This is a genomic window from Gramella sp. AN32 (assembly GCF_023718305.1).
Lineage (GTDB): Bacteria > Bacteroidota > Bacteroidia > Flavobacteriales > Flavobacteriaceae > Christiangramia > Christiangramia antarctica.
Genome location: NZ_QEYO01000018.1, coordinates 1 through 14,638, shown reverse-complemented (window position 1 = coordinate 14,638; position 14,638 = coordinate 1). Strand labels below are relative to the sequence as shown.

At 35.2% G+C, this 14,638-nt stretch carries 12 protein-coding genes and 1 tRNA gene; 8 read left to right on the top strand and 5 right to left on the bottom strand.

The window, feature by feature from the left end; genetic code table 11:
• Window positions 1-13: 13 nt before the first annotated feature.
• Both DHD80_RS16170 and DHD80_RS16165 read right to left on the bottom strand, forming a co-directional pair.
• A tRNA-Pro gene (locus DHD80_RS16170) sits at window positions 14-87 on the bottom strand.
• Between the two features lie 58 nt (window positions 88-145).
• A complete protein-coding gene (locus tag DHD80_RS16165; RefSeq protein ID WP_251742501.1) occupies window positions 146-991 on the bottom strand; it encodes an aldo/keto reductase in 846 nt (281 codons plus the stop codon).
• Window positions 992-1,186: 195 nt separating this feature from the next.
• On the opposite strand from DHD80_RS16165, the gene DHD80_RS16160 reads away from it, so the two are divergent.
• Window positions 1,187-2,428, top strand: coding sequence for a YaiO family outer membrane beta-barrel protein (locus DHD80_RS16160; RefSeq protein ID WP_251742500.1), 1,242 nt, complete (start codon window positions 1,187-1,189; stop codon window positions 2,426-2,428).
• Here DHD80_RS16160 and DHD80_RS16155 read toward each other — a convergent pair.
• The 3 genes from DHD80_RS16155 to DHD80_RS16145 are packed head-to-tail and all read right to left on the bottom strand — an operon-like array spanning window position 2,425 to window position 5,268.
• Window positions 2,425-3,876: a glycosyltransferase gene (locus DHD80_RS16155; protein ID WP_251742499.1), complete on the bottom strand. Its 1,452-nt coding sequence runs from the start codon at window positions 3,874-3,876 to the stop codon at window positions 2,425-2,427. The two genes, DHD80_RS16160 and DHD80_RS16155, sit on opposite strands and share 4 nt — an antisense overlap.
• Window positions 3,866-4,915 (bottom strand): hypothetical protein, encoded by a 1,050-nt coding sequence (locus DHD80_RS16150; RefSeq protein ID WP_251742498.1) that lies wholly within the window; start codon window positions 4,913-4,915, stop codon window positions 3,866-3,868. The genes DHD80_RS16155 and DHD80_RS16150 overlap by 11 nt, the downstream gene beginning before the upstream one ends.
• Window positions 4,915-5,268: a response regulator gene (locus DHD80_RS16145; protein WP_251742497.1), complete on the bottom strand. Its 354-nt coding sequence runs from the start codon at window positions 5,266-5,268 to the stop codon at window positions 4,915-4,917. Before DHD80_RS16145 ends, DHD80_RS16150 begins: the two co-directional genes overlap by 1 nt.
• Window positions 5,269-5,594: 326 nt before the next feature.
• Here DHD80_RS16145 and DHD80_RS16140 point away from each other — a divergent pair, with 326 nt between their 5' ends.
• From DHD80_RS16140 to DHD80_RS16110, 7 genes are all read left to right on the top strand, one after another.
• A complete protein-coding gene (locus tag DHD80_RS16140; protein ID WP_251742496.1) occupies window positions 5,595-9,149 on the top strand; it encodes a PAS domain S-box protein in 3,555 nt (1,184 codons plus the stop codon).
• A gap of 136 nt (window positions 9,150-9,285) precedes the next feature.
• Complete coding sequence (locus DHD80_RS16135; RefSeq protein WP_251742495.1) at window positions 9,286-10,029, top strand: hypothetical protein; 744 nt, start codon at window positions 9,286-9,288, stop codon at window positions 10,027-10,029.
• Entirely contained in the window at window positions 10,026-10,391 is a 366-nt protein-coding gene (locus tag DHD80_RS16130; RefSeq protein ID WP_251742494.1) for a response regulator, read from the top strand. Before DHD80_RS16135 ends, DHD80_RS16130 begins: the two co-directional genes overlap by 4 nt.
• A gap of 19 nt (window positions 10,392-10,410) precedes the next feature.
• A complete protein-coding gene (locus DHD80_RS16125; RefSeq protein WP_251742493.1) occupies window positions 10,411-11,436 on the top strand; it encodes a HEAT repeat domain-containing protein in 1,026 nt (341 codons plus the stop codon).
• Between the two features lie 75 nt (window positions 11,437-11,511).
• Window positions 11,512-12,930 (top strand): glycosyltransferase, encoded by a 1,419-nt coding sequence (locus tag DHD80_RS16120; RefSeq protein WP_251742492.1) that lies wholly within the window; start codon window positions 11,512-11,514, stop codon window positions 12,928-12,930.
• Window positions 12,931-13,190: 260 nt separating this feature from the next.
• The gene (locus tag DHD80_RS16115) at window positions 13,191-13,910 is read left to right on the top strand and encodes a LytTR family DNA-binding domain-containing protein (RefSeq protein ID WP_251742491.1); all 720 of its coding nucleotides are present in this window, start codon (window positions 13,191-13,193) and stop codon (window positions 13,908-13,910) included.
• Between the two features lie 252 nt (window positions 13,911-14,162).
• Entirely contained in the window at window positions 14,163-14,462 is a 300-nt protein-coding gene (locus DHD80_RS16110) for a hypothetical protein (protein ID WP_251742490.1), read from the top strand.
• Window positions 14,463-14,638: the final 176 nt, after the last annotated feature.

Below are 14,638 nucleotides of genomic sequence, written 5' to 3'. Positions count from 1 at the left end.
AATACCCTATGTGTCGGGATGACAGGATTTGAACCTGCGACCACACGGCCCCCAGCCGTGCATGCTACCGGACTGCACCACATCCCGTTTAAAGTTTGCAAATTAAAGGGCTTTCAGTCAATTTTCAAAAGCTTTTTGAATAATATTACTTATTGAAATGCTCCATAAAATGATCAGGGTGCGCTCCTGTTCTCTCTCCGGCATTGAGACCATCGATTAATTTTAATTCATCATCATTCAAATTAAAATCGAAAACATTGGCATTTTCAAATATTCGCTCTCTATGCGTACTTTTTGGAATGGTGGTCACACCTTTTTGCAAATCCCACCGAATCACCACCTGAGCGATACTTTTCTTATATTTTTCGGCTATCGTTTTTATAATTTCATTTTGTAAAATGGTCCCACGCATTAAAGGTGACCAGGCCTGATACTGAATATTATTTTCTTTACAATAATCCAAAATCTCCTGTTGCACCAGTCTGGGATGGAATTCATTTTGCAAAACCATTGGCTGTATTCCTCCTATATCCTTAATTGCTTCAAGATGATGTGGCATACAATTACAAACACCAATCGCTTTCACCCTTCCTTCATCATAAAGCTCCTGTAAAATTTTCCAACTCTCTAAATATTTATCGGGTACCGGCCAGTGTATAAGATAAAGATCTAAATAATCTAAGTCCATTTTCTGAAGCGATTTTTCAAAAGCATTTCTGGTATTCTCTTTCCCCTGGTCGTCCACCCACAATTTCGTGGTCACAAAAATTTCTTCTCTAGGGAGATTGGACGTTTTAATTGCCTTGCCCACCCCTTCCTCGTTTTTATAAAATGCCGCTGTATCAACCAGCCGGTAACCCGCATCGAATGCGTGATGAATAGCTGAAATCACTTCCCGGCCATCATCAGCTTTATAAACTCCTAAACCCAGGTAAGGCATCTGAATATTGTTTACTAAGCTTACGGTTCCGGATATATCTGTAATTTCCATTTCTTAATTTTAATCCCTTTAAAGTAACCAATTGCCGAGATGAATAAAAATCTCATCCGTTTTTTATTCCATGATTTGCCATTGAATGTTCATACTAAATTTGTCCCTTTCAGTAGTTGGCTATAAGTCATTAATCATAGGAGTTTCCATGATATTTGTTATATTCACGGCGGGTAATCCCAAATCCCCATTTAAATGACCAAAAAGCTAATTTTTCTGCTTACTTTTTTTGTGAGCTGTACCTACGCTCAGGAAATTACTGAAACGAATACGGATAGCCTGTATTTTAAAGCACTTGATCTATATAAAAATCAGCAGTTTCAAAAATCTTTGGATTTAACGAACAAAGGACTTGAACTTGCACCTGATTATCATGATATCAGGATTTTGAGAATTCGGGATTATTGGGCCTTGAAATTGAACGATCTTGCCACCGCAGATATTCAATATTTACTGAACAAAGCTTCTAATTATCCCAATGTGACCAATTTAGCGATCAGGCATGTAAGATTGTTGAAAGATCCACAAACCGCCCTTGTATTTTTAGACAAAATTGAAGCTAAAGAAAGCCTGGATACAAATTTGAAAATCCTAAAATCTCAGCTTTTACTGGAAGATCATCAAAAAAATAAATCCAGAAAGATCGCTCTCGAATTATTCAATGATCCAAATCTGGAGGAAAAGAACAGATATCTTCTTCAGAATATATTGAAAAGGACCATTAGTAATGAAATAGGGGTCAATTACCAGTACATTTATTTCAGTGAGGATTATACCCGTGAAAATTGGCAGACCATAAGTCCTGAATTTCAGCATAATTTCAACAGAACGGCTGTTATCGCCAGAGTGAATTATACTGATAGGGGTTACGATGATGGCATTTTATATGAACTGGAGGCTTATCCTGTATTCAGTGATAAGGTATATAGTTTTTTTAATGTGGGTTTTTCTAATGGAAATTTATTTCCTGACCTGCGGTTAAGTTCCTCCATTTTTATCAATTTCTTGCAAAAGTTTGAACTGGAAGCCGGGGGGAGATTATTGCATTTTTCTGAACAGGATTATTTTTCAGGAATTGTGGGTTTAACTATGTATCAGGGAAAATTTTATTTAAACGGGCGTGCTTTTATCGGTCCAAAAAGAAAGGAAAAACTCACCCAGAACTACCAGTTTAATGTTCGCTATTACCTAAAAAATGCTGATAATTATCTCTTCCTGAAATTAGGAACAGGAATCTCTCCAGACGAAACTACCATATTCACCCAGGTTCAGGAAAATCCTGGGCTTAACGCCTATTATTCCAATCTGGGCATCAATTTTACGATAGGAAATAGAAATATAATCCAGGTTGGCGGCGGTTTTTTGGTGGAAGAATTGAGTTCTAACCAGGATGGAAATCAAATAATAGGAAATCTTGGATACAGATTTAGGTTCTAGGTATCTGAAACTTTAAAACCTTTTCTGGTCATGGTTCCCCATCCAGATTTAATACTGAATATTTTTTTATAATATCCCTTCATTTGTCCGTAAACTAACACAGGGTGATATAAAAATGGTTCCAGGTAAGCGGCAAGGCACAGCAGCACGATCTGTTTTGGTTGGTCATAATGCTTAAAACTTTTCACATACATAAGGATGGCCGCCGTTGAAAAAATACAACCAACAAGATATGCTGAGAAAAAAATGAGAATTGCCATGGGCCAGTTGATCATGCCGAAAAAAGCAAAGGCGACGATGCAAATTATACCAAGGAATTCAATGATTGGAGCCCCAAATTCAAAAATTAGCCAATATGGATAATATAGAAACCCCATGTGACGATACTTAGGGTTCAAAAAAAGTTTCTTGTGAATTTTTAAAGTTTCCCATAACCCACGCGCCCAACGGTCTCTTTGTTGTATTAAAACATTATAGTCTGGGGGGCCTTCTGTCCAGCACAAGGTTTCTGGCAAATACACCACTTTATATGGAAGTTTTAAATCTTCCATCAAAGTCCTGAGCCGGATACAAAGTTCGAGGTCCTCTCCTACTGTTTTTGCATTGAAACCTCCAACTTCAATCACCCGTTTTCTGGGATACATTCCAAATGCTCCTGAAACAAGCATGAGCCCGTTAATTTCACCCCAGGCCATTCTACCAAGGAGGAATGCCCGGATATATTCCACCACCTGAACCAGCGGAACCAAGTTTTCCGGTAACCTAAGCTCTTTTAAAACTCCATTTTTGATAACCGAATCATTCGCAATTCCAATCCCTCCACCACAAGCTATGATCTCTCTTTCGTTTTCTTCAAGATAGGGCCTCACCATTTTCAATAGTGCATCCTGTTCTATAATACAATCGGCATCTGTACAAACCACCAGTTCTGAAGTAGCAAAATTGATTCCTGCATTTAAAGCGTCTGCCCTTCCTCCATTATTTTTATCCAGTACGGTTAGATGGGTGTATTTCGAAAGTTTGCTTTGATAAATATATTTTACGGAAGCTGTTGGAATAGGCTGTGTTATGAAGGTAGCATCTTTTTTCTCCAGCTGAAATTCTTTAATTAATTGTTCTAAAGAATCATCTTTACTTCCATCATTAACAAGGATAAGTTTATAATATGGATATTGAATGGAAAGTAGGGATTTCACGTTCTCAATAATGGTAAGTCCTTCATTGTAAGCGGGCGCTATTAGTGTGACCGAAGGAATATCTGTAGCACTAACGATATCATTTACCTGTAAGAAAAGGGATTTCTTTTTTGCTTTGTTGATCGCTCGATTGGCTAGGACAATTCCGGCAAAATAAAAAAACATCAAAATTATTCCGTAGGCAAAAAATAAGTAGGTGGTCGCCAGATACACATTTTCACTGCTGAAAAAATCCTGCAAATTATTCAACATGGGCCGGCTCTTTAGTATATTGGTTTAAATAGAACTCCTGCACTTTATCTTTATAACCGTTATTCCAAAGAATTTCAGCGATATCTAGTTTAAGATCTTCATTATCGCCATATAATTGTTTTAGATAGAACTGAAGATCAATTTCAGAATTATCAAAGATATAATTCAGTAAGAGTGATTGCTGGGCAGGATGTTGGATCTCTTCATATAATGCTTTTACATATTGCATTTTTGATTTTGAAATCGCAAAGGTCTGAATACAATAGATGGCAGTTTCCCTAATTCCATAATCAGGATCATTTAGATGATCAGTGATATAATCTACTTCTTCGTGTAGCTGGAATTTTCGAATAATCCGCATCAGAAGTTTTTTAGCGAATGGTTTTTTGGTATTATAGGAGTTGTGCAGCCATTTTAATTCCGGTCTTGGATAAAGATCAGAAAGTTTTTCAACAATTTTAATTTGTTGCCATAGCGTCATATTATAATTCAAATAAGGAATAAACCTAAGACTTTCCCACCCAAGAAATACTACCAGGGCAATTTGGGCCTCACGACGAACGTAAAGGTTTTTATCGTTCCTATATTTTAAAATTTTATCTATATGCTGTGTTTGATTCATTTCATAAATCTCACGAATACCCCTGGCCCGTCGATACCAGCTAACACTACTAAGTTTTCTAATTGAAACTCTGTACGGAGGTATTTGGGCATACAGGGTTTTAAGTTTGATGAAATTTTCACCCAGGATCGTCCTTTGGGTGCGAATCATCAACCTTACCAAATATTGAATATTCTTCCTTTTTCCTTGCGAAATACCAACAGCCCTCAAAGATTTTTTAATCTCGCTTAATGTTAATGGATTATTGGGATCGTTGTAAAGGTAACGGCTAACAATGTCGGCAAAAGTGAACTCTATAAGGTTAAGATGGGCTTTTCTATTTTTTCGGTAATAAATGCTGAAGAATAATGCAATCCAAAGTCCAATGAGTACTACAATGAGCACTAAAATAAAATTTAGTAATAAAACTTCTGTCATCAGTAGGTTTGAATGATAGCTTCTATTTCATCTAAATCCAGAGGTACCGCGAAAAATCCGGAAACTCCTTTCAGGGCGAAAATTTCCTGTTTTGTTTTGTCTTGTCCCATATTGGTGACAATTAGTAAATTTTTATGTATGATTACTTCCTGTACCTGAGCGACAAATTCCAGGGGGGCAATCCCTTCAAATAAAATATCGGTAATGATGAAATCGTAATCCTGCTGCTGATCTTCAATATCCAGCCTTTCCAACGATGCAATTGCCCTACATTCAAATTGGTTCTTGGCTACTAATTTTTCCAGAATTTTTAAGATGATAATATCCTCCTGGATCACCAAGACTTTCTTCATTGCCATTGATTTACCTCGGAAATATAGTAATTATAAGCTAGGAATTGATATTAAAAGCTAAAAGCTGCCCTACAAAACTAACTTGAATTATTTTTAGTAAGAAAAATCTTTCTTATTTTTCGTTGCTTTTTTTATAAAAATTAAAAATTTTGAAACATTAAAACATAGCTTTATATCCCTATATAACTATCAAAATAGATAGTTGATCATTTCCTTTTTAATTTTTATATGTACACGCTTAATCCTTTAATCTGTGTTTTGGAAGTTTTGAAATGTAATATAAAAAACTATCTTACCTCACGAACTACAGTCTCTAACATCCCCAAATGTTTAAAAAACCTTCAGATCTATCAAAGGAAGCTCAATCCTGGATCACTCAAAATCCTGAAATTTTCAATTGGCTAACCTCAACTGCTTTTAGTGGATTTTGGTTCTGCAATCTCGACGCACCTGATAATTATTATATGAATCAGGCGTTTAAAACTAATTTTTCAGGGAATTTAATACCAGAAATTTCAGAAAAACTAAGGAATTTTATAGAAAGAATTGAAGGGAATCTTTCTGAATTTGACCAAAACTTCGCCCTTCAATATGAGGATGGCCTGCACATAACTTTAAAATGCTGCGGAAAAGTCTTTCTGTCAGGTTCTGAACAATGTCTTTTTATCAAGTTTGTCCAAACTTCGACAGAATCTGATAAAGAAGTTGAACTTCTCGAAAAAATTAACGAGTTATCAAAGCTGAACAACCTGTTTCATGAAACTAATAAGGTCGCCCGGGTTGGTGGCTGGGAAGTAAACCTGGTTGAAAATAGCGTTTACTGGAGCTCACTCACTAAAGAAATTCATGAAGTTGCTAAAGATTTCGTGCCCAATCTGGAAACAGGGATAAATTTCTACAAAGAAGGTTGGAGCCGTGATAAGATAGTCAAGCTATTTGGTGAGGCCGTTTCAGAAAATATACCTTTTGATTCCGAATTTAAAGTTATTACCGCCAAAGGCAATGAATTATGGGTAAGATCTTTTGGTACCCCAGAATTTGTTGATGGCACATGCGTTCGGGTATATGGTGCTTTTCAGGACATCGACCAAAGGAAAAAAGATGAACTGGAATATGAAGCGACGAGGCAGCGATTCGAAATGATATTTGACAACAGCTCGATTGGAATTCTGCTGGTAAATACGGGAGGTACTATTTTGCTTGCAAATCCTGCAAGTTTAAAGATTTTTGGATTTGATGACCAAAACAGTTCAAAAGTCATGGAAATGACTTTCAGGGACCTTATCCATCCAGATTTCCTGGAAGTTGCTACAGCAAAACGAAAGGAATTACTTCAAGGGGAACTCACTTCTTATCAAATTGAAGCTCAATTTTATAAAGTAACCGGGGAACTCATCTGGTGTAGATTAAATACATCCATTATTTATGGCCAATTTGAAGAAGAAAGATTAATTATTACCCAGGTTGAAGATATTACTTCGCGAAAACAATTGGAAAATGAGGCTTGGGAAAATGCCAAGCGTTTTGAAAATACCTTTGAATATTCCTCAGTTGGAAATGGAGTAATTGGTTTGGATGGAAAATGGAAAATGGTTAACCGGAATCTCCATACCATGCTTGGTTATAACAAGCAGGAATTTTTAAAACTTCGGTTAAAAGATGTTACCCATCCCGAGGATCGAAAGAGCGATGCTAAATTGATCGGGCAATTACTGGAAAATAAAATAAACACCTATACTATCGACAAACGCTATATTAAAAAAGATGGTAAGATTGTCTATGGCCGTTTATATGTTTCCGCTTTAAAAGATGAATCGGGAAAAATCCTGTATTTAATTGGTCAGGTAAATGATGTCACTACCAATGTTAAATCCCAAAAGGCTTTAAAGAAAAGTCTTCAGGAACTTCAAAACCTTATGGATGCCACTACCCAGGTTTCCATAATTGAAACAGATCTTGAGGGATTTCCCCGAAAATTCAACAAAGGAGCTGAAAATCTTTTAGGTTATACTGCGGAAGAATTTATTGGAAAGAAAAGTGTCTCTGTGATACATGAAGCTAGTGAAGTCATGGAACGCGCGAAGGAATTATCAGAAATGTACAACGAACCGATTGAAGGTTTTGATGTGTTTATCTATAAAGCCCGTTTAGGTAATTTTGACTCCAACGAATGGACGTATATTAGAAAGGATGGCTCAAAATTCCCGGTTCAGCTAGTGGTTACAGCTACCAGAAATACAACGGGTAAAATCACAGGATACCTGGGAGTTGCCACAGATATTTCCCAAAGAAAAAAAATGGAGGCCCGCCTGCTGAATTCTACTAAAAAAGCAGAAGCGGCCAATAAAGCAAAATCTGAATTTCTGGCGAATATGAGCCACGAAATACGTACTCCCCTAAACGGTATTATAGGCTTTACAGATTTGTTGATGAAGACAGAACTGCCACAACAGCAACAACAATACTTACAAACAGTTTACAACTCTGGAATTTCACTTATGGATATCATTAACGATATCCTCGATTTTTCTAAAATTGAAGCTGGTAAGCTCGAACTTAGCAGTGAGCGTGTGGACATTTTGGAACTTTGTAACCAGTCTATTGATATCATCAAGCATCAGGTACATAAAAAAGGTATAGAAATTTTACTTAATATCTCCCCAAATATTAAGGGTTATGTCTATGCAGATCCGGTTAGATTGCGCCAGGTCCTAATCAATTTAATGGGAAATGCCGCAAAATTCACCGAAAAAGGTGAAATTGAGCTAAGTCTTACCGCTACCCAGGGAGAAAAGGAGAATTTAATGACCTACCATTTTTCCATTAGGGACACGGGTATTGGGATTGCCCCACAAAATCTTAAAAAGATCTTTACTTCTTTTGGACAGGAAGATGCGAGTACTACCAGAAAATATGGAGGAAGTGGTTTAGGCCTTACTATTAGCAATCGATTATTAGGCTTAATGCATAGCAAATTGCATGTAGAAAGCAAACTTCACGAAGGAAGTACTTTTTCTTTTGAAGTTGATCTGGTTACGGAAACTCCTATTAATAAAAGCTCACGAGTATTTCAAAATGTGAATAAAGTGCTTATTGTTGATGATAATGAAAATAACCGAAGCATTTTAACGGGAATGCTCAATTCATTTCAAATAGAAGCTGCCTCTGCATCTAATGGGATCACGGCCCTCGAAATTCTGAAAAAACAAAAATTTGATTTGGCAATTATAGATTATAACATGCCTTATATCAATGGTATCGACCTAATAGCACAAATTAGGGATAATATTAAGCTGGATAAAAACATTTTGCCCATCATTTTACTCCATAGTGCGGTTGAAGATGATAAAATTACTAAGGGATGTGAAAAATATGGGGTCAAATTTAAGGTAACTAAACCCATACGAATAGAATATCTCAAAGATTTAATCGCTAAAGTTGAAAATCCCATGGAAGGGACCCTAATTAAACCCGAAGAAAATGAGATGATAATTAATAATCCCCTCGCTGCTAATATATTGGTGGTGGAGGATAATCCTGTAAATAAATTTCTGGCCAATACCATCATTAAAGAAATACTTCCAAATGTGACCTTATTTGAGGCAGGAAATGGGTTAGAAGCAATCAATCAATTTAATCAACATCAGTTTGATTTAATATTCATGGATATTCAAATGCCTTTAATGGGCGGGCTTGAAGCTGTAAAAGAAATACGCAACTTAGAAGAATTTTCTTACACTCCAATTGTAGCGCTTACTGCTCGAACCCTCACTAATGAAGCAGATGAATGCATAGAGGCAGGAATGGACGATTATCTGTCAAAGCCCGTTTTAATTGATGACATAGCAAAAGTAATCAAGAAATTTATTATTGATAAATAGTTTAAAAAATTAAAATATCAACCTTTCACCTTATTTTATATGCTTTTTATCGGTATTTTTGAACTTTATATCATTTTGTTACGTAAGTTTCTAAAATCATAAAATTATAGTACTACATAATACCGCTAATTATCACATGAATAATATAAGTGATATTACCCACACAAATTCACCTCAACTTTTATTTGTTGGAGAAAATTCCCAAGATTGCTCTCAATTCCTGCAAAATTTAATTGAAGAGAATATTTCAGTTAAGCACATAGAGAATAGTATAGATGCTATCCATTACATTTCAGAAAATACAGTTGACGTAGTATTAATTAAGCAATTTTGCAGTCCGCTGGACGCACAAAAAACACTGGAATATTTGAATACTGAACAGGAATTTAATGTCCCGGTTTTAATTATTCTCGAAAGTGAGGTTAATGTACAAAGTAGCTTTGATTTTAGAAAGACTGAAGTGCTTTCAAAAGAATTAAATTCTCATGACCTCAAGAAAGTTCTAAACCTACTTGTGGAGGTCACTTCCCAGGGATATGGTCCTTCCACCTTTTCCCTACAATACTTAAGATCTATTGGAGGTGATAATGAGCAGTTTTTAATTGAAACCTTTGAAATTTTTAAATCATCGGTTACCAAACAACTTAAAATTTTAGAAGAAGCGATCAAAATCAACAATCCCCAGGATATCTCAGGAGTTGCCCATAATATTAAACCCTCCTTCGAAATGCTGATGAACGATTCGGGAAGAGACCTTTGTGATAAGTTAACCTACGAGTTAAACAAGCATAAACCCGCACAAATTCTGAAAGAATTAAAAATAGAATATTCAAAAATTGAGCACGAGATGGCCCTTTATCTCCAAAAGAACCCTACATGAAAAGAATTTTGATTATAGAAGACAATCCCATGGTAGTGAAATCCCTGCAATTTAAACTCACTAAAGACGGTTATACAGTTCTAACTGCTACTGATGGAAGAGAAGGCGTTAAAATGCTGGAAGACCAGGAATATGACCTCATTATTACTGATCTTATGTTACCATTTATTAGTGGAGTGCAATTGATTGAACATATCAAAAAAAATCGAGCGGACACTCCAATTATCGTATTATCTACCTCCAAACAGGAAGATATTATTCTTGAAGCATTTAACCTTGGCGTACAGGATTTTATCACCAAACCCTTCAGTCCAAATGAATTATCCTTACGAGTGAAAAGATCGTTAGAAAGCGTCTCTTAAAAATTTAAATAAAAAAGTATTGCCTGAACTCTACGATTATATTTTCAACGAAAAAAACTGGGTACTACGCTTCAATATGATTTGTAGTGTGGTTTTCCTGTTGATGATTTTATTTACCGTGGTGTTGATTTTAAGGTCAAGAATTTATAAAATCATAGAAGAGAAAAAGACAGCCCGTTATCAGGAGTTACTTAATGACTTTGTGGGCACTTATATCTTTGAAGAAGATGAAGATTTCAAAGCCAGAATAGATTCTTTCAGACTTAACTATCTTAAAGGCAATTTTGAACAGGAAATTGCCATAAAAATAATTCTAAATTTCGCAGAAAATCTAAAAGGTGAATCCCGTGAAAAAGCCATTTCACTTTTTTATGAATGGAAGCTTTTAGAAAAGCTTCGTGCAGAACTAAATTCTTCAAAATGGCATAGAAAGGCAAAAGCAATCCATACCTGCTGTTCCCTTCAAATTTGGGAATTATCCCATTTAATTGAGCCATTTTTGAACAGTTCTAAAACCGAAGTTAGACAACAGGCTTTGCTGTATTTTATTCATCGGTCACCAGAAGACCCTTTAAACTTTTTGGATAAAATTGAATTCGATATCACTTTATGGGAACAAATTTTTATTCAGTATGAGCTGCAGAATAACTATAAGGGAGATATTCCTGATTTCTCCCCCTATCTGAAGCATACATTGAATAGTGTGAAAATTTTCGCGATGAAAATTATAGCAGAATTCAATCAGTTTGAAAATTCCCCGAACATATTACCCTTTATTGAAGATGAGAATGAAAATTTAAGGCAATATGCCATCGAATGCTTAATTGAACTTCAGGAGCCTGCAGCACTTGGTTTATTGAAAGGGAATTTTGCCCTGGAAACCTCTTCGGTTCAATATACTATAATCGAATATATTTCGAAATTAGGCAGCAGCGAAGATTTTGAAGACATTCAAAAATTTATTTCCCAATGCGATTGGATAAATCGCTTGAAATACTATAAAAACAGTAAAATTTTAACTCCGGAAATTATTAGTTTTTCATAAATCCATTTTTCCCATAAAATTTAATAGATTGGGACAGATTAAAAATATCTGTTACCTGCTTAAATTGAACATGATTTGAATATTGATAAAATTGCCGATATTGCCAGTTGGCTTTTTTTAGCTTACGGATTAATTATTTCTATAGGATATATGACCACCGCCTTCTTTTCCTTTCTGGAAATTAGGGATTACAAGCGCAAGTATAATTTCCAGGACGAATTCCCATTACTACAATCTTCTAACCTTCCAAAAATTTCCATTCTGGCGCCTGCCTATAATGAAGCAAACAATGTGGTAAACAATTTAAAATCCTTATTGACGCTCAATTACCCTGTTTACGATATTATTATCATTAATGATGGAAGTAAAGATGATACTTTGTTGAAATTAATTGAAAATTTTGATTTAGAACCTACAGCGTTTTTAGGAAATCCGGCTCTTGAAACAAAAAAAGTGAGGGGTATCTATAATTCAAAAAACCTGGCATTCAAAAACTTAAAGGTCATTGATAAAATAAATGGCGGAAAAGCCGATTCCCTAAATGCAGGAATTAATTACTGCGACAATGAGCTGATTTGTTGTATAGATGTGGATTGTATTTTAGAAACTGATGCACTGCTGAAGTTGGTCAAACCATTTCTGCATAACAAAGAAAAGGTTATTGCATCTGGAGGCGTTATAAGAGTTGCAAACTCCTGCAAGGTAGAAGATGGGCGGATCGTGGAAGTAAAATTGCCCGATAGTTTTTTGGCACGTGCCCAGGTGGTTGAATATTTCAGAGCCTTTTTAATGGGAAGAATGGCATGGTCCAGATTGGACGGTTTATTACTTATCTCCGGTGCCTTTGGGATATTTGATAAAAAAACCGCCATTGAAGCAGGAGGTTATAATACCAAAACTGTAGGAGAAGATATGGAGCTCTTAGTGCGTATGCGAAGGTTCATGAGGGAGAAAAAAATAAAATATACCGTGGGATTTGTACCAGATCCACTTTGCTGGACAGAAGTTCCTGATAAATGGAGAATTTTACATAGACAAAGAAACCGCTGGACGCGTGGTACCGTTGAAACTTTATGGATACATAGAAAAATGTTATTCAATCCCAAATACAAAATACTCGGACTCCTGAGTATGCCTTATTGGCTTTTCTTTGAATGGATGGCGCCAATTATAGAACTTATTGGGATAATATACTTCATATTCCTTATTGTTTTTGACGCGGTAGATTACCGGGTACTCGGTATTTTTTTGGTTGTCGTCTATACGTTTGCCATTTTATTTTCGGTAACCGCCTTATTTTTTGAAGAGTATTCTTTTCAGCAATATAAAAAGCCCAAATACATCTTAAAATTAATAACTACCGTACTGTTGGAGCCCCTACTCTATCATCCGTTTATTATGTGGGCATCTATAAAAGGAAATATCGATATAATAACTGGCAGAAATCAATGGGGAGAAATGTCGAAGAAAGGCCTTTCTCAAAATACAGATTAACAAATACTCATCCTCACCTGATTTTGGAGTTTCTCTCTGAAACATTTAAAAATAAAATTGATAAAAAAAATTTTGAAACCGACTATCCTGAGGCTTAGCCACCGGGGAATTTTATAGATTTAAATTCATTTTCAGAAGAATCAAAATTTTATTATCTTAAGCATTAGAATTTTCCTTAAACTATCCTAAATACGGCTAAAATATTCCCTACAAAATCTGTATTTTTAAGAAGACCCTCAGTAATTAAATTATAGCTCTATATGAAATGTATCATTGTTGATGACGAGCAACTTCCTGCAAAAATTCTTGAAACTCTTATTAAGGATCAAAAAAAGCTTGAGCTTCTGGGAATTTTTCATGAGGCTATGGAAGCAATTAAGTTTTTAAATGAACATCAGGAAGTCGATTTAATTTTTCTGGATATTTTAATGCCGGGCTTTTCAGGCTTCGATTTTATAAAAACTATAAAATCAAAGCCTCAAATCATATTAATTTCATCTGATAAGAATTTTGCTTTCAAGGCATTTGAATTTGAAGAAGTAGTGGATTATTTAAATAAGCCGGTTCAACCGGAACGCTTTAAAGTTGCAATTTCAAGAGCTGAAAAAAATCATAGGATTCGTGATAAAGTAATACATAGCTCTCGCACCAATGCTGAAACTCTGGAGAATAATAAACTGTGTGTAAATGTGAACCGGAGGCTGGTAAACCTTGATATAAATTCCATCTATGCCATTGAAGCAAAAGGTGATTATATTCTTGTAAAAACAGATAAGGAAAATCATGTTGTTTATAGCACGCTTAAAAAGATTTTCCAAAAATTACCTTCAGATAAATTTATACAGGTTCACCGCTCTTTCATTGTAAACTTTAATGAGATCATCGACATCAAAGATAATAGTGTCCTTGTAAAAAGTGACCTGATACCTGTTAGTAGATCACATAGAACAAATCTCATTAACAAATTAAACCTCTTATAATTCCAGTAATATCATATACCGGTCAAAACAGGCATTTCACCTTTGGTATGTTTCTATTGGTCTAATTATCTAACAGAGGCCCTCTCCTACTCCATATCTTTATCATCAGATTGATAAATTCAAATTTCAAAGTATGTTGAAATCATTTCGATTCTCGCTTTAAGAGAATTGATAACCTATGGATTGGCCCGGATAGTATCCCTACTACACATCTGGGTTTCCCATAGGATTTCAAAAAAGCTATAATTGCCTATGCACAGATTGGATGTTGATGAAGAAAAGGCTTGTGTAATAATATATGGGCATATTACTTCAGAAAATGTTAGTGAAGTTCAGGTTCAACTAAATGAAATTATAGCCAGAAAAATGAGTCTTGTTCTTGATCTGAACCATATTCAAGAAATAGACAGGGCGGGATTATTTATGTTATTCATATATAAGAAAAAAAATTCAGCAAAGAATAAAGTAGTAAAAATCCTCCTCGACCCCAGCATCTTTTTAAATCATTTTTTTCCCCCGGAAATGCAATTTAAACTTATAAATAATGAGTAGACAATAATCCCCATTACAAACTACTTAATAAGAAAAGCCCTCTTTAAAAGCTACCGTCTGGACACATCTTTTTTTATTCTACTTTAGGATAAAAAAATGCAGACAAGACATTTTGAGGATTTAAAAGACAAGCGATTGTTGAATAGAGGTAATTCTATTCTCAATCGTTTGTTTGC